Below are 25,859 nucleotides of genomic sequence, written 5' to 3'. Positions count from 1 at the left end.
CGGATGCTAGTCGAACGGGAACACGCGCGACCAGTCGTTCTTCATGCTGATCACGGTCCAGCCCTTCTTCTTTGCCTCGTCGTAGAGAGCCGGCGTGAACGAACCGATCTTGCTGTCGGGCAGTCCCGAGGCCGGGCCGTAGGCGTATTCGCGCGCCGCATCGTCGTGCAGGAGGAGCATTCTCAGACGAGCCCCGCCACCTCCGCCCGTCCATTCCAGCATCTGGCGGTCGCCGATCGAGTTGCCAAACGCCGCGACGGGGCGGCGACCGATCATCAGGTGCATTCCCTCGGGCTTCCCGGCCTTGTCGTTGTTGAGCAGGAGCTTCGGCTCCTTTGTCAGGATGGGCGTGCCATCCTTCGCGTAGCCGTAGGTCGTGCCGCCCGCGGTCCCGACCACCTGCTCGGGCGGGATGCCGTAGACCTGACCCGCGTATATGCGGACGAAATCCTGGCCGCCCCCGGTCACGATGTAGGTCTTGTACCCGCTATCGCGCAGGTAGCGGATGGCCTCGAGCATGGGCTGGTACACGAGCTCGGTGTAGGGCCGGTCCCAGCGGGGATGCTTTGCCGCTCCGATCCAGTTCTTCGCCTCCGCGTGGAACTCCTCGACCGTCATTCCCGTAAGGGTGGCCGCCAGGATCCTTTCGAGGTCTCGGATCGGGAGCCTCGCCACCGCCTCCCGGTTGCCGGACAGCACGGTCTTGAAGGGCTCGACGTTCCTGAGCTCCGGCTTCTTGGCCACCACGGCGGGGACGCGATCGAGGCAATAGACCACCTGCGTGTAGATCGGGTGCTCCACCCAGAGCGTCCCGTCCTGGTCGAAAGCCGCGATGCGCTCCTCCGGAGGGAGATATGTCGGGCTCGACGGGTCGGTCGTCGCGCGCACGAAATCGAGGATCGCCTGTCGCGCCGGCCCCTCGTTCCAGGAGGGCAGCACGCCATCCGAAGAGGCCGTCTGCGCGGAGGACGGGATCGATGCTCCGGACAGGGCAGTGAGGAGGGCCGCTGTCGAGATCAGAACGCGGCGATTGATGCCGGCCGACGAAGTCACCGAATGCATGCGCACCTCCCCGGGATACGCGCCGGCTAGTTGCTGGACGGCGGGTTTCTGAGTTTCTCCATCACCCGCTCGATCGAGAAAGATCCCGGCTTCTGCCGAGGCGGGAATTGCTGGAAGCTGGCCAGGTGCTGAGCGACCAGCGCCTGGGCAGGGACGAGCACGAAGGCATGCTCGACAAACCACCTCACGTAGTCGCCGGCCTCGTGCTGCGCCCGCTCGAAGGGGTCGGACCGGAGATTGAACAGGAGCGGCATGCGCAGCTCGAACATCGGCTGCGACCACACCTCGAGCCCATGCGCCTTCTGTTCCAGGAAGGCAGCCTTCCACTGCTCGAACCGCAGACCGGCGAGGTTGCCGTCGTCCGTCCAGTAGAAGAACTCGCGGCGTTTGCTCGGGCCCTGGCGGCTCAACAGCTCGCGCTGATCGTAGCCGTCCAGGTGAACCCGGAAGGTCTTGCCGGCGGCGTCATAGCCCTGCAGGAGCTTCTTCCCGATATCCGGTTCTCCGGCGGCGGCCACCAGCGTCGTCGCCCAGTCTTCGGCGGAGAAGATGTCGTTGATCTGGGTTCGCGGCGGCACGAGTGCCGGCCACCGGACCATAGCGGGGACGCGGTATCCCCCTTCCCAATTCGTATTCTTTTCACCGCGGAACGGCGTCGTGCCGCCATCGGGCCAGGAGAAGGTCTCCGCCCCGTTGTCGGTCGTGTAGATCACGATGGTGTTGTTGGCGATGCCGAGATCATCGAGCTTCTTCAGGAGCTCCCCGACCTGCCCGTCATGCTCCACCATGCCATCCGGATAGATCCCGAGCCCGGTCTTCCCCTGGGACTCGGGCCGGAGCCGGGTCCAGATATGCATTCGGGACGAGTTGAACCAGACGAAGAACGGGTTCCGGTCGTTGTGCGCGCGGTCGATGAAGTTGATGGAGGCCTTGAGGAATTCGTCGTCGATGGTCTCCATCCGCTTCTTGGTCAGCGGGCCGGTATCCTCGCATTTCTGCTTGCCCCAGGGGCCGAAGCGAGGGTCCTCCCCTGCGGTGTCGGTGGCCGTGGCGACGCACTTCAGAACGCCGCGCGGGCCGAACTGAGCCTTGAATGCCGGGTTCTTGGGATAATCGGGGTGCTCGGGCTCGTCCTCTGCATTCAGGTGGTAGAGATTGCCGAAGAACTCGTCGAAGCCATGCACGGTCGGCAGGAACTCGTTCCGATCGCCGAGGTGGTTCTTGCCGAACTGGCCTGTGACATAGCCTTGCGGCTTGAGGAGTTCGGCGATGGTCGGATCCTTGTCCGAAAGGCCTTCCTTCGCCCCCGGCAATCCGACCTTCAGGAGGCCCGTCCGCATCGGGCTCTGCCCGGTGATGAAGGCGGCGCGGCCGGCCGTGCAGGATTGCTGGCCGTAATAATCGGTGAAGATCGCGCCCTCGTCCGCGATCCGATCGATGTTGGGGGTGCGATACCCCATCATGCCGCGGTTATAGGCGCTGACGTTCCAGTAGCCGATGTCGTCGCCCATGATCACGAGGATGTTGGGCTTCTGCGGCTGCGCGAGCGCGGGGCCGGCCAATGCGGAGAGGATCGAGGCCAGCACACCCAATCCGAGCTTCGTGACCATGCTCATCTTGCGCCCCGTGGCTCGTGAGGTGAGGCCAACCGGGCCCTCGGGAGGGGAAGAACCAGCCCGAGGGGCGGCGGTATTCGTGTGCTCGGCGAGGCCGCGAAGGCAGCGAGCCTCGGGCTCGCCGCCTCGCAGGCGGAGACGGGCTAGTCGCTCGCCTGACGGGCGTTCGCCTTCTTGACCTCCTCCAGGACGCCGGTGAGGTTGTACGTTTCCGGCGCCTGCAGAGGCGGGAAGTCCCTGTAGGTCAGCAGGTGCTGAAGCCACAGCTGCTGGCCTATGGGCAGCATGTTCCAGTCATACTGGAACGCCGTGACCGGGCCGCCGAGCGCGCCGCCAAGGCTCATGGCCGACTTCTGATCGATGCCCACGGCCTGCTCGAACGGATCACGCTTGACGTTCTGCACCAGCGTGAAGTGGAAGGGCACGAGCGGCATGATCCAGCCGGCCGGCCCGGGCTGCGACATCGTGTAGTACATCTTCCAGTTCTTGTAGCGGACGGCGGACGGCGTCGCCCCGGAGAAGTAGAAGAAGTGATCGCGAGCCGATTTCGCCGATTTTCCTTCGAGCAGGTCGCGCTGGTCGAAGCCGTCCAGCGTCGTCTTCACGATCCCGGGATATTGCCCGGCTTCGACCTGCCGTTTGAGGCCGTCACCCTTCGGCCCACCGGCGATATTGACCAGCGTCGGCAGCCAGTCGAGCGCTGCGAACAACTGGTTCTGCACGGTTCCGGGTCTGATGACGCCCGGCCAGCGGACCACCATGGGCGCCCGGTAGCCACCCTCCCAGGCCTCACCCTTCTGTCCCTTGAACGGGGTCACGCCGCCATCCGGGAAGGAGATCGACTCGGCGCCATTGTCCGTGGTGAACACGACGATGGTGTTGTTGGCCTGCCCCATGTCCTCGAGCTTCTTGAGGACGACGCCGATATTGTCGTCGAGCTGCTTCATGCCGGCTTCGTTGACGCCCCAATCCTTGCCGCCCCGCTCGCCGACCATGGCTTCGTATTTGGGTGACAGCACGGTCACGACATGCATGCGGGCTGGATTGTACCAGATGAAGAACGGCTTGTTCGTCCTGCGGGGATCGTTCCGGTCGAGGAAGTCGACCACCTTGGCCGAGATCTCCTCGTCGACCGTCTTGGAACGCTCCAGGCTGAGCGGTCCGGCGTCGGTGCATGTCTGGTTGGCCGCGGTCCCATCCGAGGAGCGGCAGGACAGGATGTTGCGCGGCGGCGTCAGGCACACCGTGGTCTTCGGGTCCACGGCCCCCGGGACGTCCGGAATGCCCGGGATCGGCGTATTCCTGCACGGCGGCGCGACAGCCTGCTGCGTCTCGGACTTGTTGATGTCCGGGAAGCTGACCTGCTGCATCGCGTCGAGGTGGTAGAGATAGCCCCAGTATTCCTGGAAGCCATGCGCCGTCGGCAGGGATGCCGTATGGTCGCCGAGGTGGTTCTTGCCGAACTCGCCGGTGTTGTAGCCGAGGTCGAGCAGGAACTTGGCGACCGCAGGCGTGCCGGGCTGGAGGTAGGACGGGCTGCCGGGCAGTTGCGGCGGGATCATGCCCGTACGGAGCGGGTACATGCCCGTGAAGAAGGCGTTGCGCCCCGACGTGCAGCTCTGCATCGCGACATAGTCGACGAACATCGCGCCTTCTTGCCCGATGCGATCGATGTTCGGCGTCTCGCCCACCATCAAGCCGCGGTGATAGATGCTCGGCTGCATCCAGCCGATGTCGTCCCCCATGATGAAGAGGATGTTCGGCTTCTGCGGAGGCGCCTGCGCGACCGCGGGTGTCGCAGCTGCAGCCGCAAAGACGAGAGCCGCCCCCCCGAATCCGATCGCCCATCGCGCAAGTCTCATGGCTTCCTCCCCGATGCCGCGCGCGACAGGTATGACGCTGTCGGTGCGCGCCGGACTCCGCTGCCTGTTCGCCCCCTGGTTTTCGTGCGTGAGCAGAGCGGAGGGCTTTCCAGCCCCGTTCCATCCCGGCTCATGGTGCCCTTCGGTGCGCGACGCCTGCTTGACCGATTTGGACAGCAGGCCTGCAACGGCGCCTTACTGGCAGTCTGTGCAGATTGCGCCGCGCCCGATCAGGTTCTCGTCGATGCGGCGCGCCCGCTGATCCAGTTGCGCGTTCTCGGCCGCTTCATTGGAGATGCGGGGCGCAGCTCCGACGTCCAGGGGCGGCGTGGTGATGGATCGGCGCTCCATGCGCTGGAGGTCCGCCTCGCTGGGAATGCGGATCTCCGCCTGGGCGAGTGTTTGCTCGGCCGATCGCCTGAAGCATTCGTCGGCGGAAGTCCCGGTCGCGGCCGCCGCGAGCGCGAGAGCCGCGATATAAGGTGCTGCTGAGGACGACATGGAGCGAACTCCGTCGGGTTATGGGCGGTGTTCGATCATCCACGCTGCCAAGGCTTGATCGGGTGGGACCTGGCGGAGGTTCGGCCGTGCGCGTCCGCTCGCGGACGCGAGCGCTGCCTTCGTGCACGAAGGGTCCCGGTCACGTCACAGCAGGCGCTCTCTCAGGCTGTTCAGCAAGGAGGCGGGCACGGCGGTGTTCGTCGGGCTTCCCCAGGGGGTAGGCACTGCGGCCTTGTCCGGCGGGAGGAACGGGAGCGAGGGACCCGTCAGGAGGCCGTTCAGCACCGCGAGCACGCTTCCGTCCCGGCAATCGAGAACCGGAGAGCCCGACGAGCCTGCATTGAGCAGGAAGCGATTGGTCCCCTGCACCTCGATGAAGGCCAGGCCGGCGAACTTCGCGCTGGCCTGCCGGCCCTCCCGCACGGTGCTGTGCGCGGCCTGCTTGCGGCCTCCGGGATAGCCCAGCACCAGGACGGTTTCGTTCGGCTCCGGCCGCCTGTCGTTGGCTTCGAGCACCCGGGCGCTCGGGAACGGGCGTTCGAGCTCCAGAATCGCGACATCGTCCGCATCGCCGGCCGCGGTCGCGGTCCGAACGCCCGGTCTCCCGAAGGATTGCCGGCCAGGCAAGACACGCACCCGCACCCGCAGCACGACATCCGGCCGGCCATCCTCCATCGACTGACGCAGTTCCGCCTCGTCCCAGCCCTCGGGGAAGCGCGCCGCGAAATGCGCGGCGGTCACCAGGAGGCGGGGGGACACGTAGAACCAGGCGGTCGCGCGTTCGCCGATGACCTCCCCGTCCCACTCGCGCCTGGGGGTGCCGAGATAATGCGTGATGCTCACCACCGAGCGGGAAAGGACCGCGCTGTCGACGCATGGTGCCGGGCTCTGGCCGGCAGAGCCGGGACACGTCGCGGCGATCCAGAGGCCAATCGCGAGTGACGGGATCGCATTCGCCCGGGCCAATGCCCGGGCCGGCGCTGGATGGCGCATCGACCTACCCAATCTTCCGCTCTGGCGCCGCGGAACATCGGGTAACGGTGACGCGACAAGTCCAGGATTTCCGGATCAACTTGATCGCCGGCTGAGAAGTTTCGATCCGCTTCCGGACAGAGAACACGAGCGACAGGGCGTGCGCCGCCCGGCCGGGGGTCGGGGCCCGTGGACTTAGGCGCTCCCCCCACCGGCTAGAGCTCCTCATCAGCGTCGCCCGGTCATTGCTCGGGGCACGTGTGGGACAAGTCGCGGTCCGGCGCGGGCTCGGTCGATCGAAGCAGGCGCCAGGGCTCGCAGCCGGCGAATGACCGCGGCAGGTGCACGGACGAGATGCAATGCGCCTGAGCGATGCACGCGGTAGGAACAAAGGTTTCATCAGCTCGGTCGTGCCTGAATTGGCTCTATCCGGGCCCTGCTAATGTAAAAAACAGACACGACCGCCACTGAAGTCGCAAATTTGCAACATCATATCCAAACAAGCGCCGGTGGTTCTTAGAAACATGTTTGCGTGGTTGTCGCTTCGGGCCACCGCCATTACCCTGTCTTCGAGGTGATAAATTCCTCAACGCGATCTAGTCGGGCTTGAAGCGGGGATATTTCGCAAAGGGGTGGGCGGCTGCGGATGCGCGATGTGTGCAGGCTCCGCAGGACCCGAGGCAAGCGGCCGGTCCCGAAGACCTAACTTTGGAGAGCAGAATGAAGCGCGTTAAGACCCTTCTCCTTGGGTCCGCGGCAGGTCTCTGCGCGGTTGCCGGGGCACAGGCGGCTGATCTTCCGGTTCAGAAGGCTGCGCCGGTCGAGTACGTCCGGGTGTGCACGGCGCACGGCGCCGGCTTCTTCTTCATTCCGGGTACTGACACATGCCTACGAGTCGGCGGTCGCGCTCGTTTCGAGTATCAGTATTCGTCCCAGAACGCTCGCGCGACGGATGTCTCCAGCTGGCGCGGCCTTGGTCGCCTGAACATCGACGCCCGTACGGCGACCCCCTACGGCACGCTGCGCGCCTTCATCCGCTTCGAGATCGCTTCCCGCACGGGTGGGTATCTGCGCTCAGGCACCCAGGAGCGCTTCGCCAACGCGTTCCCGGCGACGGGCATCGACACGGCTGGCCAGCTGCAGAAGTACGTCGACGTCGACAAGGCGTTCGTGCAGTTCGCCGGCATCACGGCCGGTCGCGCGCAGTCGTTCTTCGACTTCTATGCCGGTGACCTCGAGCTGATCGGCTCGGGCCAGTATTCGAACACCAACACCAACCTTCTCGCTTATACGGCGACATTCGGCAGCGGGTTCACGGCCACGATCTCGATCGAGGACCCAATCTACCGTCGCGCGCCGGTCTTCGCTCAGGCTGCGCCTCTCTCGATGGGGCAGGGCAACGGCTTCGGCCCAGCTCTCGGCATCGCTGGCGTGTCGAGCATCGCAACGGGCTATTTCCCGGGCACGACGATCCCGACAGGCGGCATCGGGGTCAATGTCATCCAGAAGAACGACATGCCGGACTTCGTCGGCGCGCTCCGCTATGACAGCGCGTGGGGTTCGGCGCAGGTCATGGGCTCCGTGCACGAGATCAAGACGATCGGCCGGATCGGGACACCTGTCGCAGTCGGGCCCGATGCCGAGTACGGCTGGGCGATCGGTGCAGGCGTGAAGGTCAACCTGCCGCAGCTCGCCCCCGGCGACCAGCTGTGGCTGCAGGGTGCCTACGGCCAGGGCGCCGGGTCCTACACGGGCCTCTATGGACCTCCCGGCGGCGACCTTGCCCTCAGCAACGTGACCAACAAGTTCCAGATCAATCAGGTCGACGCGGTCCTGCAGAACAACGGCCAGCTCAATCTGACCGAATCCTGGTCCGTGATGGGTGCTTTTCTGCACTATTGGTCGCCCGAGTGGCGCCAGGCCGTGTTCGCGACCTATGGTCAGCAGAATTTCGATCCGCGGCTGCGTAACAACAACTTCGGTCCGGTCGGCATCACGGGCGGTGCCCCGCTCGGCGCGACTGGCCCGGCCGGGCCCGGAGCGCCTTTTGTGAACGTGTTCAACCCGACGCTGATGAGCTACGATCAGTTCTACGGCGGCACAAACCTCATCTGGTCGCCCGTTCGCGATCTCGATATCGGCGTCGAGGTCGTCTACCAGCGCATCTGGCTGCCGCGCGCCGTCGCCAACAACAACCTCGGCACCTTCGCCCCGCTCGCTGGCGGCCTGGTGACGACGGGTGGCGCCGCGCGGGTGACCAGCTTCGACGATAACGTCATGGCCCGCATCCGCGTTCAGCGCGACTTCTGACCCCAATCGGCCGTCACCCCGGTGCCCCGGCCGAAAGACCGGGGCGACCGGCTGCGACGGGGCGCATCAGCCGCCGCTATGGCCGGCGGCCGATGGGGTTGGCGAATTGATGCGGACTTCTCGCGTCAGCTGAAAGCTGTCGCCTCCCTTGAGGCGGAACCGTCCGCCGATCGTCTTCCCGCAAGTTGCCGGTCAGCCGTCAAATCCGCTGTCTCGATCAGGTCCTTCCTCACGCCCGCACGGTCTTCCCGTCTTCCAGGATCATGGCGGCGGCTTTTTCGGCGATCATGATGGTGGGGGAGTTGGTGTTGCCGGAGGTGATGCGCGGCATGACGGAGGCGTCGGCGACGCGCAGGCCGCCGACCCCGCGCACGCGCAGGCGCTCGTCGAGGACCGCCATCGGGTTGTTGTCCGGTCCCATGGCGGCCGAGCCGGCCGGGTGGAAGATGGTGGTGCCGAGGCGGCCGGCCGCGACCAGCATGTCGTCGTCGCTCGCGACCCCCGGGCCCGGCAGGTGCTCGACCGGGCTGTAGCGGGCGAGCGCGGGCTGGCTCACGATCCTGCGGGCGAGCTTGAGCGAATCGACGGCGACCCGGCGGTCCTCGTCCGTGGTCAGGTAGTTCGGCTGGATGAGGGGCTTGCCGTCCGGGCCGCGATGCACGCTGCCGCGGCTCGATGGCCGCAGGTTGCAGACGCTCGCCGTGAAGGCCCCGAACGGGTGCAGGCCCTCGCCCCACTTGTCGAGCGAGAGCGGCTGGAAGTGGAATTCCAGGTTGGCGGTCGCGTAGTCCGGCGAGGATTTCGCAAAGGCGCCGACCTGGGAGGGCGCCATGGTCAGCGGCCCGGTGCGGAGGAGGGCGTATTCGACCCCCATCCAGGCGCGGCGGAGGAGGTTGGCGTAGTCGGTGTTGAGCGAGCGCACGCCCGTGACCTTGTAGACCGGGCGGATCTGGAGGTGGTCCTGCAGGTTCTCGCCGACCCCGGGCAGGTGCCGGACGGTGTCGATGCCGTGGCCCGACAGCCGCTCGCCATCGCCGATCCCGGAGGCCTCCAGGAGAACCGGCGAGCCGACCGCGCCGGCCGACAGCACCACCTCGCCGGCCACCGCCGCCCGGTATTGCTCGCCGCCGCGCGAGAAGATCACGGCGCTGGCGCGGCCCTCCGTGAACTCGACCCGGTCCACATGCACGCCGGTCTCGAGGCGCAGGTTAGGCCGGTTCAGGACGGGCTTGAGGAAGCCCCGGAAGGCGCTCCAGCGCCGGCCGCGCCTCTGGTTCACCTGGAAATAGGACGAGCCCTCGTTGTCGCCGGTGTTGAAGTCCGGGATCTTGGGGATGCCGGCCTCGGCGGCGGCCTCCCGGATCGCGTCCAGGATGTCCCAGCGCAGGCGCGGGTGTTCGACGCGCCATTCGCCGCCCGCGCGGTGGAACTCGTTCGGCGGCGCGATGTGGTCCTCGTGCTTGAGAAAGAAGGGCAGGACGTCGTCCCAGCCCCAGCCGGCGAGCCCGAGCTGGCGCCAGCCGTCGTAATCGGCCGCCTGGCCGCGCATGTAGATCATGGCGTTGATGGCGGAGGAGCCGCCGACCACCTTGCCGCGCGGATAGGCGATGGTGCGCCCGCCGAGCCCGGCCTCCGGGGCGGTGGCGAACATCCAGTCGGCGCGCGGATTGCCGATCGCGAACAGGTAGCCGACCGGGATGTGGAACCAGACCCAGTTGTCCCGCCCGCCCGCCTCCAGCACCAGAACCCGGTTCCGCCCATCCGCCGAGAGCCGATTGGCCAGCACGCACCCCGCCGAGCCCGCCCCGACGATCACGTAGTCGAAAGTTCCAAATTCCTGCATGGACCTGCGGTTCTCGGAGGCGGTCGGGCGCCGGAGAGCTATTGCCCCTGCTTCAGCAGGGGGCAGGCGCTCTCCGTTTCCGGCGCGAAGGCATCCGCGCCGGAGAGGCGGGTGACGGGCTTGTAGTAGTCCCAAGGATACTTCGACTCGGCGGGCGACTTCACCTCGTAGAGCGTGAGGTCGTAGATGGCGCGGCCGTCCTTCCGAATGCGTGCCTGCTGTCCGAAGAACTCCATCGGAAGCTCCTTCATCTTCGCGACGACCGCCTTCGCCTCTGCATCGCCCGACGCCTTGACGGCGTTCAGGTAGTGCATCACGGTCGCGTAGGTCGTGGCCTGCTCGCGGGTCGGCTTGCGGCCGAATTCCTTCTCGAACCGGGCGGACCAGGCCCGGCTGGCCTCGTTCATGTCCCAGTAGAAGCTTTCCGTGAGGAGTAGACCTCTCGCGGCTTCGAGCCCCAGCGCATGGATGTGGGACAGGAACATGATCTGGCCTACGAGCTTCTGCCCGCCCTGGGGCAGCCCGAACTCGACAGCCTGCTTGATCGTATTGGTCGTATCGTCGCCAGCATTGGCGAGGCCGATGGCCTGGGCGCCGGAGGCTTGGGCGGCAAGAAGAAACGACGAAAAGTCGGTCGTGCCCTGCGGATGCCGGATCCGGCCGACCACCTCGCCACCATTCGCGGCGAGCACGCGCGCGCTCGCCTGCTCCATGACGTGGCCGAATGTATAATCGGCCGTGATGAAGAACCACTTCTTGGCGCCACTATCGATCACGGCCTTCGTCGTCCCAGCCGAGAGGGCGCGCGTGTCGTCCGCCGTCTGGACGCTGAAGGGCGAGCAATCCTTGCCCGTGAGGTCCTCCGAGGCGGCGCCGGAGATCAGGAAGACCCGCTGCTTGTCGCGCGTGATGGCCTGGACGGCGAGCGCGACCGATGACGTGTTCACGTCCGCGATCGCGGATACATCCTGCTCGTCGATCCATTTGCGCACGATCTGCGCGCCGACATCCGGCTTGTTCTGGTGGTCGGCCGTCAGCACCTCGATGGGCCGGCCCAGCACGGAGCCGCCGAAATCCTTCACGGCCATCCTGGCGGCGACAGCCGAGCCCGGGCCCGAGGTGTCGGCATAGGGGCCCGACATGTCGTTCATCACTCCGATGCGGAGCGGTGCAGGGGTCTGAGCTTGCGCGCCGGCGCTTGCCGCCATGCCGACCGCCAGAGCAGCCGCGAACCGGGCCCACCTCATCATTCCCTCCCTGTTTCGTCGCTGGTAATCCCGAAGGACCCGCTCGATTGGCCTCGTCGCATGAGGACGAGTTGCGCGCCTTCAGGCGCCCGGCGATTGGTAGTCGGAAGCGCGGAGGGCGGTCAAGATAGTTCCATCCGGGACTATCTCGGCGACAACGAAAGAGCGAGGGCTGATCAGGTATGCCGAGTCTCAGGCACATCGAGATCCTGGAGCAGAGCCGGGTCCGGCACGGCTACCGGATGGCCGTGCTGACGAACTGGTACAAGGGCCAGCCCTACCGCCATTTCGAGCGCGAATACCTGCTGAACGAATCGGAGGGCGCCGCGCTGTTCTGCCTGGGGCAGTCCGCTGGCCTCACCGCATCGGACATCTGCGAGATCACCGGGCGGACGAAGAACAGCATCAGCCGGGGGGTGAACGTGCTTCTTTCGCGCGGTCTCGCCGTGCGTCGCGAAGACGTTCGCGATCGCAGACGCAAGATCCTCGACCTGACGGCCGAGGGCTACAAGATCTTCAAGGACACCGAGCGCGTCTTCGTCGAGAGCGAGCGAAAGATGCTCGCGGCGCTCACGCCGGAAGAGCTCGCGACATTCGATTCGTTGCTGTCGAAGCTCATCCACCAGACCGTGAAATGGGCGCGGGCCCAGTGATCGTCTTCCGGCCTGCCTGCCCGGTCAGCCGTAATACGTGCCGCCGTTCACGTCCAGGATGGCGCCTGCGATGTAGCCGGCCGCCGGCGAGCACAGGAAGGCGATCGGTCCCGCGATCTCCTCCGGGGTCGCAAACCGGCCCATAGGGACGACGGACGGATCGTAATCGCCCTCGGCTGCCATTCGGGTGGCGGTGGTCCCGGGCGCAATGCCGTTCACCAGCACGTTGTGGGGGGTGGCGCGCTGCGCGAGCCACCGAACCAGCGCGTGGACGGCGCCCTTCGAGGCCGCATAATGAGCCTTGGCCTTGAGCCCTCCCATATGGCCGGCGAGAGACCCTGTGAGGACGATCCGGCCCGATCGGCGCTGGATCATGGCCGGCATGAAGGCGCGGGCGAGGTTCATGGGCCCCCTCACATTCGCGTCGATCACCCTGTCGAACTCGGAGTCCCACTCCGGTGATTCCCAATCGCCGAACGGGCAGAGCCCGACGGTGTCGACGAGCACGTCGACGTCGCCAAGCACCGCTTGCAGGGCGGCTACCGCATCGCGGTCTGCGACATCGCAGATGTGAGCGCTGGCGGCCGAACCCCTTTGCCGCAACCGACCGACCACCGGTGCCGGATCGACGATGTCGCAGGCCAGCACCTCTGCCCCCAGGGAGGCGCAGAGCTCCGCCGTCGCACTCCCGATGCCGCCGGAGGCTCCAGTGATCAGGATGCGCTTTCCGGTCAGGTCGAACGTCCGCACTCCCGACATCGTCGTCTCCGTCCCGATCCGGCTTGATTGCCGGGAATCGCCCACGTATAGTTCCACATGGAACTAGTTTGCACGAGTCGAATGCGCGAAGCGCGATCGTGCAGGTGCCGCCGAGAGGCGGGCCATATCCGGGAGAAGCGCGTGGATTTCGGCATCTTCAATCTGATGGGTTACCGCACGCGCGGAACCACCACGCGCGAGGTCCTGGAGGACGCGGCGGCGCTGACCCGGCTCGCCGACGACGGCGGCATCGCCATATCCTGGTTCGCCGAGCATCATTTCTCGAATTACGGGATCTGCCCGTCCCCGCTCACGATGGCGGCGTATTGCGCGCCTCAGACGAAGCGCATCAAGCTTGCCACGGGGATCGTGGTGCTGCCGCTCTACTCCCCGGTCAGGCTCGCGGCCGAGATCGCGATGGTGGACACGCTCTCGCGAGGGCGCCTGATCGTCGGGATCGGAACGGGCTACCAGCCCTACGAGTTCGAACGCTTCGGCGCCGACCTCGCCGGCTCGAAGGACACCTTCGAGCAGTACATGCACGTGCTGGAGAAGGGGCTGACCGAAGAGTTCGTCGAGCATGACGGGCTCGGGCTTCCGGCGACCCACATCGCCGCCCGCACGCATGACGGCAAGCTGCCGGAGTTCTGGGTTGCCGGTCACGCGCCGCAGGTACACCGCTACGCGGCGGAGCGCGGCTATCCGATGATCGTGAACGGCCGATTCTACTCGATCCCGGAGGTCGCGGCCCAGCGGCCGATGCTCGAGGGTGTGCTCCGCAATGCGGGCCGGGATCCGCGCGAACTGAAATGGGGCGTACTGCGCTATTGCTGCGTCACGGACGATCCTGCCGAGGCTCTGGAATATGCCGAGAACGCGCGCTGGCAGCTCCGCGTCGCGAGCTCGCTCCGCCGCCGCGAGGAAGTGCAGGCTGGCACCATGATGCTGGGCGACAGCCCGTTCCCGCAGGAGCAGACCCTGGAGCAGATCGTCGGCAGTCAGATGATCGGCAATGTCGAGACCTGCATCCAGCGGGGCGTCGAAGAGATCCGCCGCACGGGCGTGAACCATATCTCCCTCTACTTCCAGCTCGGCGACTACCCACACAAGAAGGCGATGCGCTCGCTCGAGCGGTTCATCGGCGAAGTCATTCCAGGGATCGAGAAAGAGCTCGGGCCGCTGTCGGCCTACCCGCCTGCGAACTGGCAGCCGCTTCCGGAAGATCGACCGCAGAGCCTGAACTCGGCCGCGGCATAACAAGACGAACGAGAGGGGCCGCACGGAACAGGTGCGGCGCTGGGAGGAAACGATGCGAGGTCTGGTGGAACGCGCCTTCGTCGTGACGGGGGCGGGCTCGGGAATCGGGCGCGCCTGCGCGTTGCGGCTCGCCGCCGAGGGAGCGCTTGTCCTCGCCGTCGACCGATCGGCGGACGCCTGTGCCGAGACCGTGGGGCTCGGCGTGGATCATCCCGGCCGTATCGCGCCCTTCGTCCAGGATGTGCTGACGGATGACGCTCCCGCGAAGGTCGTTGCGGCGGCACGGGAGGCGTTCGGCCGGCTCGATGGGCTCGTGAACAATGCGGGCCTGGGCAACCCGAGCTCGGTCGCGGTGACGAGCGACGCCGATCTCGACCACTACATGGACATGAATTTCCGCGCGACGTTCCGGTTCTCGCGGGAATTCGTGAACGCCCGGACGGAAGACGGCGGCGCGATTATCAACATGTCCTCCGTCCTCGGTCTCGTCGGCTTCCGGCAGAGCGCGACCTATTCGGCCGCGAAGGCGGCGCTCATCGGCCTGACCCGCCAGATGGCCGCCGAATTCGGCCAGCGGGGCCTGCGCGTGAATGCCGTCGCGCCGGGCCTGATCATGACGCCGGCGCACACGCCAGAGCGGCAGACCCGGAACACCTGGTTCTACCACACCTTCATCGACGGGACCCCGATGGCACGTGCCGGACAGCCCGCTGAGGTCGGCTCCGTGGTTGCCTTCCTCTGCTCGGAGGATGCGAGCTTCGTCACCGGGCAGGTGATCGCGATCGACGGCGGCTGGAGCACCGCCAAGGTCGCCCTGTCGGCCCACGCGTGAGGTCCGCCATGCTTTCAGGGAAGGTCGCCCTCGTCACAGGGGCCGGATCGGGCTTCGGCCGCGCCATCGCAAGTGCGTTTGCCGCCAATGGCGCCGCAATCGTCGTCGCGGACCTCGACGGGGCCAAGGCAGACGCGGTCGCCGGCGAGATCGGCGGAAAGAGTGTCGGCGTGCAGGGCGATGTCGCCTCGCTCGGGGATGTCGCGCGCATGGTCGGCACGGCGCTCGAGGGTTTCGGACGGCTCGACATCGTCGTGAACAACGCCGGCATCCTGAACCGGAAGGAGCCGCTGGAGGAGGTCGACGAGGCGGTGTTCGACCGACTCGTGGCCGTCAACGTGAAGTCGCTCTTCTGCATGAGCCATGCGGCCGTCCCGGCCCTGCGCCGGCAGCCGGAGGGCGGTGTCATCATCAATATCGGCAGCACGGGCGCCATTCGTCCCCGTCCCGGCCTTGCCTGGTACAACGGCACGAAGGGCGCCGTTCACGCCATCTCGAAATCCATGGCGGCCGAACTCGCGCCGCACCGGATCCGCGTGAACTGCGTCGCGCCCGTGATGTCGCCGACCGGGATGCTGGGAGCGGCGCTCGGCGGCGCGGACACGCCGGAAGGCCGGCAGGCCGTCATCAGCTCCATTCCGCTCGGCCGCATGTGCGAGCCCGAGGATGTAGCCCAGGCCTGCCTCTGGCTCGCCAGCGATGCCGCGGCCTTCGTGACGGGGGTCGTCCTGCCCGTCGATGGCGGGCGAACTATCTGACTGGAAAACCCAAGAACAAGAAACCAGCAACCGCGAGATCAGGGGGGAAGATTACGATGAAGGTGTTTTACGGGGCGGCGCTTGCCGTGTCTCTGGTTGCCACTCCCGCAGCGGCCGAGATGGCCGTGAAGATCGGTGTCATGAACGACCGCGGCGGGACCTTCTCCGACATGGCGGGAGAGGGATCCGTCATCGCGGCCCGCATGGCTGTCGAGGATTACCGCGCGGCCGAAAAGGGCTTGAAGGTCGAGATCATCTCCGGCGACCACCAGAACAAGCCGGACATCGGCTCCAGCATGGCGCGGCAATGGTACGATCGCGACGGCGTGGACGTGATCGTCGACGTGCCGACCTCCTCCGTTGCGCTCGCGGTGCACGACGTCACGCGCGAGAAGAACAAGGTGCTGCTTGCCTCGGGTGCCGCCGTGCAGGACCTGACCGGCGCCCGCTGCTCGGCCAATACCATCCACTGGGTCTACGACACCTGGTCGCTCGCAAACGGCACCTCGCGCGAGGTGGTGCGACGTGGCGGTAAGGAGTGGTTCTTCCTTACGGCCGACTACACGTTCGGGCACATGCTCGAAGCGGAAGCCACCAAGGTCGTCCAGGCGGGCGGCGGCAAGGTGATCGGCTCGGCCCGTCACCCCTTCGTGACGGCCGACTTCTCGTCCTATCTCCTCCAGGCGCAGGGCTCGAAGGCGAAGATCGTCGGGCTGGCGAATTCCGGCGCGGACGCTACGAACAGCATCAAGCAGGCCGCGGAATTCGGCATCACCCAGGGCGGGCAGACCCTCGCCGCGATGCTCCTCATGATCACGGACGTGAAGGCTCTCGGCGCAGACAAGGCGCAGGGGCTGGTGCTCACGGGCGCGTATTACTGGAACCTCGACGAAGGCACCCGCGCCTGGTCACGGCGCTTCGCCGAGAAGAACAACGGCCGCATGCCGACGCAGATCCAGGCCGGCGTCTATTCCAGCGTGATCCATTACCTGAAGAGCGTGGAGAAGCTGAAGGACACCAAGGACGGCGCCAAGATCGTCGCCGACATGAAGGCCGTCCCGACGGAGGATCCGCTCTTCGGCAAGGGCTCCATCCGGCCGGACGGCCGCAAGCTGCACCCGCATTACCTGTTCGAGGTGAAGAAGCCGGCAGACATGAAGGAACCCTGGGACCTCTACAACGTCCTCTCCACCATCCCGGCCGAGGAGGCTTTCCGCCCGATGAGCGAAGGCGGCTGCCCGCTGGTCAAGAGCTGACACAGAGCAAGCGAGGCGCGAACGCAATGACGGCACGCTCGTGGCACCATACCAGGCCGATGATCGTCGGCTTGGGCGGCACGACCCGGCCTCAATCCTCCTCGGAGCGGGCGGTCCGTCACGTGCTGGCGGCCGCCGCCCGCCGCGGGGCGGACACGGAGATGTTCGACGGGCCGATGCTCGCGGGCCTTCCGATGTACGCTCCGGAGGTTCCGTTCCGCACGCCGGAGGCCCTGCGCCTCGTCGAGGCGATGCGCAGGGCGGATGCCATCGTCGTGGCCTCGCCCGGCTATCATGGCTCGATTTCCGGCATGCTGAAGAACGCGCTCGACTACACGGAGGACATGCGCGAAGACGGCCGGCCATACTTCGAGGAGCGGGCCGTCGGGTGCATCGTCTGCGCGGCGGGATGGCAGGCCGTCGGGACCACACTCACGGCCTTTCGCTCCATCGTCCACGCCCTGCGGGGTTGGCCGACGCCGCTCGGCGTCGGGATCAACACGGCGGCCGGCCGGGTTTTCGACGAGGCGGGCGCCTGCGTGGACGAGCGCGTCGCGGCGCAGCTCGACACGGTAGCGGAGCAGGTCCTGTCTTTCGTCGGCCGCGACACCGTGGGCCGCCAGGCGATCGCGATGGCATCATGACGAGCATCCCCGAACCCGCCACCGGTGACGAAGGCATGTATATGCGCATCGCCTGGGGCCGCCTGAAGCCCGGCCATTGGGAGGCCTACCAGGACGCGTTCGAGGCCGCCTATCGCGATGCGGCGCTTCCCGGGCTGAAAGCGCGCTACCTCATCCAGGACGTCACGCAGCCCGATTCCGGTTTCTCCATCTCGATCTGGGAAACCGAGGCGGACCTTGCCGCCTATGATCGCTCGGAATTCCTGGCGCGCCATACCGAGCTGATGAAGGAGCATTTCACGGGCGTCTTCAACGTCCAGCGATGCAGGATCGCTGCCGCGCACCAGTTTGGCAGTGCCTCCCCCGGCGACCTGTAGACCCTCGAGCTGGTCCGTGCGGGCGAGCAAGCCGTTGCGAAGCCAGGGGCTGGAGCGCGCCCCTTTCTGAAATCCGTGCCTGTCCTGGCGATTGCCCGATGTTGCGCGCATTTCGGAGGCCCAAGCTTTGTTCAGGGGGGTGTGGATGCAATCCGGCTCATTTGACCGGTTGACAGAGGCGGTCCCCGCGGTATTGCATCCAATCAACAAATAAGGGTGCTTGGGTGGAAACGACGGCCGGCCTCACGGCAGATGTCTCCGCGAGCGGTTCATCCGCGTCGCGATCGGCCGCAACGCTCGTCAGGCGAGCTGCCGCCAGTACCGTCGGGTCGCTGTTTCAGAATGCGGTTCGCCTCCACGCTCGCCGCCCTGCATTGGAGGACGGCGACAAGCGTTGGACTTTCGCCGAGCTCGGCGAGCGGGTGAACCGAACCTCCGCGCTCTTGGCGAGCCTCGGCGTCTCCCGTGGCGACCGCATCGCGGTGCTTTCCGAGAACCGGTCCGAGTACATCGAGGTGCAACTCGCGGGCGCCTGCCTCGGCGCGATCATCGCCTGCCAGAACTGGCGGCTCACGCCCGGCGAACTCACCCATTGCGTCGGGCTCGTATCGCCGCGCGTTGCGATTGCCTCACCGCGCTTCGCGGAGACGCTGTCGGCTGTCGCCGGTGGTTCGGAGATCCTGACCTTCGGATCGGACTGGGAACGCCGTCTCGCCCGCGCCGCAGCCGATGAGCCGCCGGAGGTCGCGGAGCCGGAGGATCCCTTCCTGATCCTCTACACCAGTGGCACGACCGGACTGCCGAAGGGCGCCGTCCTCAGCCATCGGTGTGAGGTCGCCCGCATGCTGGTCGTGCCCTTCGACCTCGGAGTGCGGCCGGGAAACACAAACCTCGCCTGGCCGCCGTTCTACCACATGGGCGGGACGGAGCCTGCGCTGCATGCGCTGCTCACCGGCGGGCGCGTGATCGTCATCGACGGATTCGATCCCGATCTGATCGCGCAGAAGATCGAGACCGAGCGCTTCGAGTGGGTTTCGATCATGCCGGGCGCGATCGGCCGGATGATCGAGGCGCTGGAGCGGCGTGGGACGAAGCCGCTCGGCATCAAGACCTGCGGCGTGATGGCGGATCTCTCGCCCCCGCACGAGGTCGAGCGCGTTGCAAAGCTCCTCGGCTGCGATTTCCTCAACTGCTTCGGCGCGACGGAAACCGGCACGCCGCCGCTCTCCGGTCGCCAACTCCCGAAGGGGAACGCATCCGATCTGGGCAAGGCGCCCAGCCAGGGCGCGGAGATCCGCCTCGTCGATGCCGACGACCGCGATGTCCCCGATGGCGAGCCGGGCGAGCTCGCCATGCGCGGGCCCACCTTGTTCAGCGGCTACTGGAACAACGACAAGGCCACCGCCGAGGACTTCCGGAACGGCTGGTTCCACATGGGAGACCTCTTCCGGCGCCGGCCAGACGGCCTCTACGATTTCGTCGATCGCGCGAAGTACATGATCAAGTCGGGCGGCGAGAACATCTATCCCGCCGAGATCGAGCGCGTTCTTGTCGGTCATCCGGATGTGATCGACGCTGTCGTGGTTCGGCGGAAGGACGAGCGCTGGGGCGAGGTGCCGGTCGCGCTCGTCGTATCGAGCAACCCCGGCCTCGACATCGCCGTCCTGCGCGAGCGGTGCCGCAAGGAACTGGCCGGCTACAAGCAGCCGAAAGGCATCCGGCTCGTCCCGGCGGATCGCATCACACGCTCGACGACCGGCAAGATCCAGCGGCACGCGATCGAAGCCTGGGTCGCCACCGAAACGATGGATAGCTTCTCGTGACCTCCATGGCCGACGTGTCTCCTCGCGAGACGGAGGAGGAGCTCGAACTCCTCGTGCGCACCGTTCGCAGCTTCGTCGACCGGTCCCTGGCGCCGCACGAGGCGGCGGTGGACGAGGCCGACGAGATCGAGCCCGCCCTGATGGCGAAGCTGCGCCAGGAAGCGCTCTCGCTCGGGCTCTACGGATACAACATGCCGGCCGAAATCGGAGGGCCGGGCCTGAGTCGGGTTGCGATCGCCGCCATCGACGAAGCCATGGGCCACACGAGCATGGCGCTCGGCGAGGCGATCGGCCACCTGCCGGGCTCGATCCGCTTCGCGAACGACGCGCAGCGCGAGTGGTTCGTCGGTCCCTTGATGCGGGCCGAGACCACCGTCGCCTATGCGCTGACGGAGCCGGACGCCGGCTCGGACCTGAACGCGCTGCGGACGCGTGCCACGCGGGTCGAGGGCGGCTGGCGAATCGACGGCGCGAAGCACTTCATCTCGCATGCCGAGACCGCCGACCATACGATCGTCCTTGCCGTCACGGACAAGGACGCTTCGCTCAAGCAACGTCTCGGCACCTTCATCGTGAAGCGCGGATCACCCGGCTTCACGATCGAGCGCCGGTTCAGGAAGCTCGGCTGGCGCGGCTACCCGCTCTCCGCTCTCTCGTTCGACGAATGCTTCGTGCCGGACAGTCACGTGCTCGGCGAGCCGGGCAATGGCTTCGCCATCATGATGGCGACGATCAACAACGACCGGCTCTTCGTCGCCTGCCGTTGTGTCGGCATGGCCCAGCACCTGATGGATCTGGTCCTCCCCTATGTGCGCGAGCGCAAAACCTTCGGGAAGCGGCTCGGCGAGCATCAGGCGATCCAGTTCATGCTCGCGGACAGCGACGTCGAACTCCAGGCCGGTCGCCTGCTGTGCAGGCAGGCCGCCGAACTCGCCGATGCGGGCCATCCGGATACGCGTATCGCGGCATCCCGCGCCAAGCTGTACTGCAGCGAGATGGCCGGCCGGGTCGCGGACCGCGTCCTACAGATCTTCGGCGGGGCGGGCTTCATGACCGACCTGCCGGTCGAGCGCATCTTCCGGGATGTGCGCGGCCTTCGGATCGGCGAGGGCACATCCGAGATGCAGCGCCTGCAAATCGCGCGCAATCTGGTCGGTTGAGCAGCGGCATGGATCCCGTCGTCCTCTCCCAGACGCTGCTCCTCGCGATCACGGTCGCGGGGCTCTACGCGGCGATCGCCTCCGGGCTCACGCTCGAATTCGGCGTCACCGGCATCATCAACTTCGCCCACGGCGAGTTCGTGATGCTGGGCGCGTTCATCACCTACTTCCTCTATGTCGGGCTCGGCCTCACACCGATCCTCGGCATGCTGGTCGCGGGCGTGGCGATCGCGGCCCTGTCCTGGCTGGTCTTCGATAGCTTCCTTGCGCGGGTGCTTCGGCAGGACGAGCACAACCAGATCCTCGCCACGATCGGATTGTCGATCCTGGTCATCAACCTCGCGATGATCGCCTGGACCCCGGATTCCCGTGTCATGCACGCGCCGGAGCTCCTGCCGCCTCTGCGACTTGGGCCCGTCACGGTCCCCGGCAACAATCTCGTCGTCCTGATCGTCGGGGCCATCCTGTACGGGGCGCTGATCTGGTTCATGCGGCGCACCCGCTACGGGCTGCTCCTGCGCTTCGCGAGCGAGAACCACGAACTGGCGATCTTCTCGGGCGTGAACGTGTGGAGTATGTTCCGCCTGTCCTTTGTCATCGGCGGCTTCACGGCCGGCATCGGCGGCGGCCTCGTCGCGCTGATCCTCTATGTCCACCCGCTCGTCGGCGTGGACCTCGTGATGCGCGCCTTCGCGATCGTGGCGCTCGGCGGGCTCGGCAGCATCGGCGGCGCGCTCGTCGGCGCCGCAATCCTGTCCATCGCGGAGAGCGTCACGGCGACCTTCGTCCCCGGCGGAGGAAGCTGGGGCTACGGCATCGCCTTCCTCCTGATCGTGATCGTCCTCGTGGTGCGACCGACGGGCCTGTTCGGGTCGGAGCAGCGCGCATGACCAGCTGGACAGGCCGCGTCCTGACCTACCTCGCGATCATCGCGGTCGCGGGCGGCATCGCCTACGCGAACAAGCCGTTCTGGATCCAGCTCGCCATCGGGGTGGCGATCAGCGCCATCCTAGCCCTTGCCTGGGATATCCTCTCCCGGACGGGGCAGGTCTCGCTGGGCTCCGCAGCCTTCTTCGGGCTCGGCGCCTACTCGACCGCGCTGATCGAGCCGCTTCTTGGCATCACGCTCGCCTGGGTCGGTGTGGTCGTCGTGTGCGCGCTCGCCGCGACATTGCTCGGCCTCATTACCCTCCGCCTGCGGCGGATGTACTTCGCCATCGCGACGCTCGGCTTCATGCTGTCGCTGCAGGTGGCCGTCCTCGTCTTCGGTGACTGGACGGGCGGGGCAGGCGGAATTGCGCCGCCGGTCGTGGCTGGCGGGGAGCCGTGCTGGCAGCTCCTCATCATTGCGGGGCTCCTGCTCGCGGCGGTGATCACCTCCGACATCTTCCTCACCCTGCGCTTCCGGCCCGCCTTCTTCATGATCCGCACCAACCCGGAGCTCGCCGCCGCGAGCGGCGTACCCGTCGTGAAGACGAAGCTCCTCGCCTTCATCGTCTCGGGCGTCTTCGCGGGTCTCGCCGGCGCGTGCTATGGCGGGCTCTACGGCTATGTCGTCCCGACCGACGTCTTCACGCCGAACTGGAGCGTCCTCCCGCTCGCCATTGCGATCCTTGGAGGCATGGACACGACGCTCGGGCCGCTGCTCGGCGCAATCCTGCTGAAAGCTCTGGAGGAGGGCGCTCGGACCTTCATCGGCGGCACCGGCTACCAGGTCGTCTACGGCGCCGTGATCATCATCTTCGTCATGGCGTTGCCGCAGGGCGTCGTCGGCTTGCTCTCGAAGCTCGTACGGGCGGTGCGGAAGCGCGAGACGAAACCGTCGAGCGTGAGCCCCGTCGCCGGACTCAGGACGGAGCCATGACCATCTCGTCCCAGGAACTCGCCACGGAAGGGCTCGTGGTCGCCTTCGGCGGTCTGCGTGCCCTGGACGGCGTTACGACGACGTTCCCGGCCGGGCAGATCACCGGCCTGATCGGCCCGAACGGCTCGGGAAAAAGCACGCTCGTGAATGCCGTCTCCGGCCAGATCAAGCCGCGCGAGGGGGCGGTCCGGCTCGGCTCCCGCGCCATTACGGCGGAGCGCTCGGACCGCATCGTCCAGCACGGGCTCGCCCGCACCTACCAGATCCCGAAGGTTCCCCCGCAGCTCACGGTGGAAGAGGTGATCGCCGTTCCGCTCATCTACGGGCGCGGATCGCGCCATCTGATCCCGGGCCTGACGGACGCCGCTTCCGTCGCCTCGTTCTGCGGATTGGGCCCGCTCCTGAAGCGCGCGTGCGGGCAACTCTCGGTCACCGACCTCCGCCGCCTCGAAATCGCGCGCGCCCTGGCCTGCGGTCCCTCCGTGCTCATGCTGGACGAGGTGATGGCGGGCCTCTCGCACGAGGATTCCGTCGGCGTGATGGCCCTCGTACGTCAGATCCACAAGGCGGGCCTGAGCATCGTCATCATCGAGCACGTGATGCGGGTCATCACTACCCTCTGCGAAAGCGTGATCGTTCTCAACAACGGGAAGCTGCTCGCTTCCGGTTCGCCAGCGAGCGTGCTCGCTGATCCGGCGGTGCGCGAGGCCTATCTCGGCAAGGGGTTCAAGGGATGAGCCGCTTCCAGGCAGCGCTCGGCGGCGCATCCTACGGCCGCCTTCAGGTGCTCGGCGGGATCAATCTCGCGGTGAACGAGGGCGACCTCCTGGTGGTGCTCGGCTCGAACGGCGCGGGAAAGACCACCGCGCTGCGCGCCATCATCGGCACGGTCGCAAGCAGCGGCCGCCGCATCATGCTCGACGGGCAGGACCTCTCCGGCCTGCAGCCCTTCATGCTGCCCGGGCGCGGCGTCTCGCTCGTTCCCGACGGGGCGCGCTGCTTCCCCAACCTCACCGTGCTCGACAATCTGCGTGGGGCCTACGTGGCCGCCTCCGGCCATCGCACGCTTCCCGAGATGAACGGCCTGCTTGAGCAGGTCTACGGCTACTTCCCGATTCTTCGCGAACGCCGCTCGCAGGCCGCCGGAACCATGAGCGGCGGCCAGCGGCAGATGCTCGCCGTCGGTCGCGCCCTGATGACGGCGCCGCGCGCCCTCCTGCTCGACGAGCCCTCGGCCGGGCTTGCGCCGAAGATCGTCGAGGAGCTTTTCGGGACTCTCGCCGAGATCAAGCGGAATAGCGGATGCGCGATCGTCATGGCCGAGCAGAACGTCGGCTACGCGACGCAGATCGCGGACCATTGCATCGTCCTCGAAGAGGGCCGCGTCGCCCTGTCGGGACCCATGGCGGAGGTCGTCGAGAGCGACGAACTCCGTAGCGCTTATCTCGGATTGTGAGACCCATGTCCGCCGAAGGGATTGCACCATCATGCCCGCGGTGAGCACCGAGGCGGTCATCGTCGGAATCGGCGAGACGCCGGTCGGCAAGCTGCCCGGCATGTCGTCCGTCGAGATCCAGGCCCTTGCCGTCCTGGATGCACTCAAGGATGCCGGCTGCGCGCTGTCGGAGCTCGACGGCGTCATCAACCTCGACCCGTACCAGTCGCCGAACAGCATGTTTTCGACGACCCTCTCCGAATACCTCGGCGTGAAGCCGCGCTTCAGCGCGACCGTCGATGTCGGCGGCACCGTCACGGGCATGACGATGCTCCAGCAGGCGATCTGGGCCGTCGAGGCCGGGCATTGCGAACTTGCCGTCTGCGTCTATGGCGAGAACGGCCTCACCGGACGCGCCGAGGGGACGCACGGGTTTCACCTCAAGAACCTGCTCGGCGGAGAAGAGTGGGAAGAGCCGTTCGGCCTGCAGGGAATGGTGATCCCCTATGCTCTCGTCGCGCAGCGCTACATCGATCTCTACGGCGCGACGATTGCCGATTTCGGCGCGGTGGCGGTGAGCGCGCGGCAGCATGCGCTGCTGAACGACAACGCCATGATGAAGAAGCCGATCACCCTTGAGGCGCATGCCGCCAGCCGGATGATCAGCTCGCCCATCCGGCTGCTCGATTGCTCGTTGGTCGCGGATGGCGGCGGTGCCCTGCTGGTCGCGAGCCGCGACCGGGCGAAGCGCTTCGGCGACCGCGCCGTCCAGATGCGGTCCCTGGGCATGAAGACGACGCACAACTCGGTCGTCGACATGCCCGACATCCCGGATTTCGGGATGGCCGAGGCGGGCCGCGCCGCCTACGAGGCTGCCGGCATCGGGCCGGCGGACGTGCAGGTCGTCAACCTGCACGACGCCTTCACGATCTCCGTCCTCGTCACGCTGGAAGCGCTCGGCTTCTGCGAGCCGGGGCAAGCGGGAGCCCTCGTCCGCTCAGGCGCGACCACGCTGGGCGGGCGCTGGCCGGTCAACCCGCATGGCGGCCTCCTCTCTCAGGCGCATATCGGCGGCATGCTGCATCTCGTGGACGCCGTGCGGCAGCTGCGGGGCGAGGCCGGTCGACGCCAGGTCGACGGGGCCCGGCGTGCCCTCGTCAGCGGCAACGGAGGCGTATTCTCCGTCTGCGGCGTCGCCATCCTCGAGAAGGTTTGAACGATGTCGGAGCTGCGCGCCGTCCTGCCTCAGCCGACCGCCGCGAGCGCACCCTTCTGGGATGCTTGCGACCGTGAGGAGCTCGTCCTCCCGGTGTGCGACGATTGCGGCGAAGTCTTCTTCTACCCGCGCATCCACTGCCCGAAATGCGCAAGCCGGAGCCTCGGCTGGAAGCGCGCCTCCGGGCGCGGCAAGGTCTTCTCCTTCTCGCACGTCGCCGTTTCCTTCCACGGCGAAGAATGGGCGAGCCAGCTGCCCTACACGGTCGTCCTCGTCGACCTCGAAGAGGGGCCGCGCATGGCGAGCCGCCTGATCGGCGAAGGCCGCGACGCAGTGCGTTCGGGCGATTCCGTCACCGTCACCTTCCCGGAGATCGACGGGCGACGGCTGCCATTCTTCCAGCGCGACGAAGGTCGCTGAGATCAACCACAAG

General features: G+C 66.9%; 24 protein-coding genes. 16 read left to right on the top strand and 8 right to left on the bottom strand.

From position 1 onward, the window contains the following. Positions 1-6: 6 nt before the first annotated feature. From ACO2SS_RS06545 to ACO2SS_RS06525, 5 genes are all read right to left on the bottom strand, one after another. Entirely contained in the window at positions 7-1,062 is a 1,056-nt protein-coding gene (locus ACO2SS_RS06545) for an HAD family hydrolase (RefSeq protein ID WP_423276781.1), read from the bottom strand. 26 nt (positions 1,063-1,088) lie between these two features. Beyond that, a complete protein-coding gene (locus ACO2SS_RS06540) occupies positions 1,089-2,672 on the bottom strand; it encodes an arylsulfatase (RefSeq protein WP_423276814.1) in 1,584 nt (527 codons plus the stop codon). Positions 2,673-2,821: 149 nt separating this feature from the next. Next, positions 2,822-4,423 (bottom strand): arylsulfatase, encoded by a 1,602-nt coding sequence (locus ACO2SS_RS06535; RefSeq protein WP_423276813.1) that lies wholly within the window; start codon positions 4,421-4,423, stop codon positions 2,822-2,824. Positions 4,424-4,735: 312 nt separating this feature from the next. Further along, a complete protein-coding gene (locus ACO2SS_RS06530) occupies positions 4,736-5,041 on the bottom strand; it encodes a hypothetical protein (protein WP_423276780.1) in 306 nt (101 codons plus the stop codon). Positions 5,042-5,185: 144 nt separating this feature from the next. Then, positions 5,186-6,034 carry a S1 family peptidase gene (locus ACO2SS_RS06525; protein ID WP_423276779.1) on the bottom strand — a complete coding sequence of 283 codons (849 nt, stop codon included), beginning with the start codon at positions 6,032-6,034 and terminating at the stop codon, positions 5,186-5,188. Between the two features lie 699 nt (positions 6,035-6,733). On the opposite strand from ACO2SS_RS06525, the gene ACO2SS_RS06520 reads away from it, so the two are divergent. Further along, positions 6,734-8,323: a porin gene (locus tag ACO2SS_RS06520; protein WP_423276778.1), complete on the top strand. Its 1,590-nt coding sequence runs from the start codon at positions 6,734-6,736 to the stop codon at positions 8,321-8,323. A 229-nt stretch (positions 8,324-8,552) separates the two neighbouring features. On the opposite strand, the gene ACO2SS_RS06515 is transcribed toward ACO2SS_RS06520, so the two are convergent. After that, positions 8,553-10,166 (bottom strand): GMC family oxidoreductase, encoded by a 1,614-nt coding sequence (locus tag ACO2SS_RS06515; RefSeq protein ID WP_423276777.1) that lies wholly within the window; start codon positions 10,164-10,166, stop codon positions 8,553-8,555. A 38-nt stretch (positions 10,167-10,204) separates the two neighbouring features. Further along, the gene (locus ACO2SS_RS06510; RefSeq protein WP_423276776.1) at positions 10,205-11,416 is read right to left on the bottom strand and encodes an ABC transporter substrate-binding protein; all 1,212 of its coding nucleotides are present in this window, start codon (positions 11,414-11,416) and stop codon (positions 10,205-10,207) included. A gap of 179 nt (positions 11,417-11,595) precedes the next feature. Between ACO2SS_RS06510 and ACO2SS_RS06505 the strand changes: the two genes are divergently transcribed. Beyond that, the gene (locus ACO2SS_RS06505; RefSeq protein ID WP_423276775.1) at positions 11,596-12,066 is read left to right on the top strand and encodes a MarR family winged helix-turn-helix transcriptional regulator; all 471 of its coding nucleotides are present in this window, start codon (positions 11,596-11,598) and stop codon (positions 12,064-12,066) included. Between the two features lie 24 nt (positions 12,067-12,090). On the opposite strand, the gene ACO2SS_RS06500 is transcribed toward ACO2SS_RS06505, so the two are convergent. Further along, a complete protein-coding gene (locus ACO2SS_RS06500; protein ID WP_423276774.1) occupies positions 12,091-12,825 on the bottom strand; it encodes an SDR family NAD(P)-dependent oxidoreductase in 735 nt (244 codons plus the stop codon). Positions 12,826-12,966: 141 nt separating this feature from the next. Here ACO2SS_RS06500 and ACO2SS_RS06495 point away from each other — a divergent pair, with 141 nt between their 5' ends. From ACO2SS_RS06495 to ACO2SS_RS06430, 14 genes are all read left to right on the top strand, one after another. After that, positions 12,967-14,082 carry an LLM class flavin-dependent oxidoreductase gene (locus tag ACO2SS_RS06495; RefSeq protein WP_423276773.1) on the top strand — a complete coding sequence of 372 codons (1,116 nt, stop codon included), beginning with the start codon at positions 12,967-12,969 and terminating at the stop codon, positions 14,080-14,082. Positions 14,083-14,134: 52 nt separating this feature from the next. Next, on the top strand, positions 14,135-14,914 hold the full coding sequence (locus ACO2SS_RS06490) for an SDR family NAD(P)-dependent oxidoreductase (RefSeq protein ID WP_423276772.1): 780 nt from the start codon (positions 14,135-14,137) through the stop codon (positions 14,912-14,914). An 8-nt stretch (positions 14,915-14,922) separates the two neighbouring features. Next, positions 14,923-15,672: a glucose 1-dehydrogenase gene (locus tag ACO2SS_RS06485; protein WP_423276771.1), complete on the top strand. Its 750-nt coding sequence runs from the start codon at positions 14,923-14,925 to the stop codon at positions 15,670-15,672. A gap of 56 nt (positions 15,673-15,728) precedes the next feature. Continuing rightward, a complete protein-coding gene (locus ACO2SS_RS06480; RefSeq protein ID WP_423276770.1) occupies positions 15,729-16,928 on the top strand; it encodes an ABC transporter substrate-binding protein in 1,200 nt (399 codons plus the stop codon). A gap of 26 nt (positions 16,929-16,954) precedes the next feature. Further along, entirely contained in the window at positions 16,955-17,572 is a 618-nt protein-coding gene (locus ACO2SS_RS06475) for an NADPH-dependent FMN reductase (protein ID WP_423276769.1), read from the top strand. Continuing rightward, a complete protein-coding gene (locus tag ACO2SS_RS06470) occupies positions 17,569-17,928 on the top strand; it encodes an antibiotic biosynthesis monooxygenase family protein (protein ID WP_423276768.1) in 360 nt (119 codons plus the stop codon). The genes ACO2SS_RS06475 and ACO2SS_RS06470 overlap by 4 nt, the downstream gene beginning before the upstream one ends. 332 nt (positions 17,929-18,260) lie before the next feature. Further along, positions 18,261-19,751 carry a class I adenylate-forming enzyme family protein gene (locus tag ACO2SS_RS06465; RefSeq protein WP_423276812.1) on the top strand — a complete coding sequence of 497 codons (1,491 nt, stop codon included), beginning with the start codon at positions 18,261-18,263 and terminating at the stop codon, positions 19,749-19,751. Between the two features lie 5 nt (positions 19,752-19,756). Further along, positions 19,757-20,911 (top strand): acyl-CoA dehydrogenase family protein, encoded by a 1,155-nt coding sequence (locus ACO2SS_RS06460; protein ID WP_423276811.1) that lies wholly within the window; start codon positions 19,757-19,759, stop codon positions 20,909-20,911. Positions 20,912-20,919: 8 nt separating this feature from the next. Beyond that, on the top strand, positions 20,920-21,801 hold the full coding sequence (locus tag ACO2SS_RS06455) for a branched-chain amino acid ABC transporter permease (RefSeq protein ID WP_423276767.1): 882 nt from the start codon (positions 20,920-20,922) through the stop codon (positions 21,799-21,801). After that, positions 21,798-22,775 (top strand): branched-chain amino acid ABC transporter permease, encoded by a 978-nt coding sequence (locus ACO2SS_RS06450; protein WP_423276766.1) that lies wholly within the window; start codon positions 21,798-21,800, stop codon positions 22,773-22,775. Before ACO2SS_RS06455 ends, ACO2SS_RS06450 begins: the two co-directional genes overlap by 4 nt. Next, entirely contained in the window at positions 22,772-23,512 is a 741-nt protein-coding gene (locus ACO2SS_RS06445; protein WP_423276765.1) for an ABC transporter ATP-binding protein, read from the top strand. Before ACO2SS_RS06450 ends, ACO2SS_RS06445 begins: the two co-directional genes overlap by 4 nt. After that, complete coding sequence (locus ACO2SS_RS06440) at positions 23,509-24,231, top strand: ABC transporter ATP-binding protein (RefSeq protein WP_423276764.1); 723 nt, start codon at positions 23,509-23,511, stop codon at positions 24,229-24,231. The genes ACO2SS_RS06445 and ACO2SS_RS06440 overlap by 4 nt, the downstream gene beginning before the upstream one ends. 31 nt (positions 24,232-24,262) lie before the next feature. Beyond that, positions 24,263-25,426: a thiolase family protein gene (locus tag ACO2SS_RS06435; RefSeq protein WP_423276763.1), complete on the top strand. Its 1,164-nt coding sequence runs from the start codon at positions 24,263-24,265 to the stop codon at positions 25,424-25,426. A gap of 3 nt (positions 25,427-25,429) precedes the next feature. After that, entirely contained in the window at positions 25,430-25,846 is a 417-nt protein-coding gene (locus ACO2SS_RS06430; protein ID WP_423276762.1) for a Zn-ribbon domain-containing OB-fold protein, read from the top strand. Positions 25,847-25,859: the final 13 nt, after the last annotated feature.

The organism is Enterovirga sp. CN4-39 (assembly GCF_049446235.1).
In the GTDB taxonomy this organism is placed as follows: domain Bacteria; phylum Pseudomonadota; class Alphaproteobacteria; order Rhizobiales; family Beijerinckiaceae; genus Enterovirga.
This window is presented reverse-complemented; position numbering and strand designations above follow the sequence as displayed.

Bases quoted from the DNA above. Each gene is read 5' to 3' on its own strand.
- ACO2SS_RS06540 (WP_423276814.1), bottom strand. From the start codon at position 2,672: ATGGTCACGAAGCTCGGATTGGGTGTGCTGGCCTCGATCCTCTCCGCA.
- ACO2SS_RS06440 (WP_423276764.1), top strand. From the start codon at position 23,509: ATGAGCCGCTTCCAGGCAGCGCTCGGCGGCGCATCCTACGGCCGCCTT.
- ACO2SS_RS06485 (WP_423276771.1), top strand. From the start codon at position 14,923: ATGCTTTCAGGGAAGGTCGCCCTCGTCACAGGGGCCGGATCGGGCTTC.
- ACO2SS_RS06530 (WP_423276780.1), bottom strand. From the start codon at position 5,041: ATGTCGTCCTCAGCAGCACCTTATATCGCGGCTCTCGCGCTCGCGGCG.
- ACO2SS_RS06430 (WP_423276762.1), top strand. From the start codon at position 25,430: ATGTCGGAGCTGCGCGCCGTCCTGCCTCAGCCGACCGCCGCGAGCGCA.
- ACO2SS_RS06500 (WP_423276774.1), bottom strand. From the start codon at position 12,825: ATGTCGGGAGTGCGGACGTTCGACCTGACCGGAAAGCGCATCCTGATC.
- ACO2SS_RS06455 (WP_423276767.1), top strand. From the start codon at position 20,920: ATGGATCCCGTCGTCCTCTCCCAGACGCTGCTCCTCGCGATCACGGTC.
- ACO2SS_RS06460 (WP_423276811.1), top strand. From the start codon at position 19,757: ATGGCCGACGTGTCTCCTCGCGAGACGGAGGAGGAGCTCGAACTCCTC.
- ACO2SS_RS06470 (WP_423276768.1), top strand. From the start codon at position 17,569: ATGACGAGCATCCCCGAACCCGCCACCGGTGACGAAGGCATGTATATG.
- ACO2SS_RS06475 (WP_423276769.1), top strand. From the start codon at position 16,955: ATGACGGCACGCTCGTGGCACCATACCAGGCCGATGATCGTCGGCTTG.
- ACO2SS_RS06480 (WP_423276770.1), top strand. From the start codon at position 15,729: ATGAAGGTGTTTTACGGGGCGGCGCTTGCCGTGTCTCTGGTTGCCACT.
- ACO2SS_RS06535 (WP_423276813.1), bottom strand. From the start codon at position 4,423: ATGGGGGACGACATCGGCTGGATGCAGCCGAGCATCTATCACCGCGGC.
- ACO2SS_RS06520 (WP_423276778.1), top strand. From the start codon at position 6,734: ATGAAGCGCGTTAAGACCCTTCTCCTTGGGTCCGCGGCAGGTCTCTGC.
- ACO2SS_RS06435 (WP_423276763.1), top strand. From the start codon at position 24,263: ATGCCCGCGGTGAGCACCGAGGCGGTCATCGTCGGAATCGGCGAGACG.
- ACO2SS_RS06515 (WP_423276777.1), bottom strand. From the start codon at position 10,166: ATGCAGGAATTTGGAACTTTCGACTACGTGATCGTCGGGGCGGGCTCG.
- ACO2SS_RS06490 (WP_423276772.1), top strand. From the start codon at position 14,135: ATGCGAGGTCTGGTGGAACGCGCCTTCGTCGTGACGGGGGCGGGCTCG.
- ACO2SS_RS06505 (WP_423276775.1), top strand. From the start codon at position 11,596: ATGCCGAGTCTCAGGCACATCGAGATCCTGGAGCAGAGCCGGGTCCGG.
- ACO2SS_RS06450 (WP_423276766.1), top strand. From the start codon at position 21,798: ATGACCAGCTGGACAGGCCGCGTCCTGACCTACCTCGCGATCATCGCG.
- ACO2SS_RS06510 (WP_423276776.1), bottom strand. From the start codon at position 11,416: ATGATGAGGTGGGCCCGGTTCGCGGCTGCTCTGGCGGTCGGCATGGCG.
- ACO2SS_RS06445 (WP_423276765.1), top strand. From the start codon at position 22,772: ATGACCATCTCGTCCCAGGAACTCGCCACGGAAGGGCTCGTGGTCGCC.
- ACO2SS_RS06525 (WP_423276779.1), bottom strand. From the start codon at position 6,034: ATGCGCCATCCAGCGCCGGCCCGGGCATTGGCCCGGGCGAATGCGATC.
- ACO2SS_RS06545 (WP_423276781.1), bottom strand. From the start codon at position 1,062: ATGCATTCGGTGACTTCGTCGGCCGGCATCAATCGCCGCGTTCTGATC.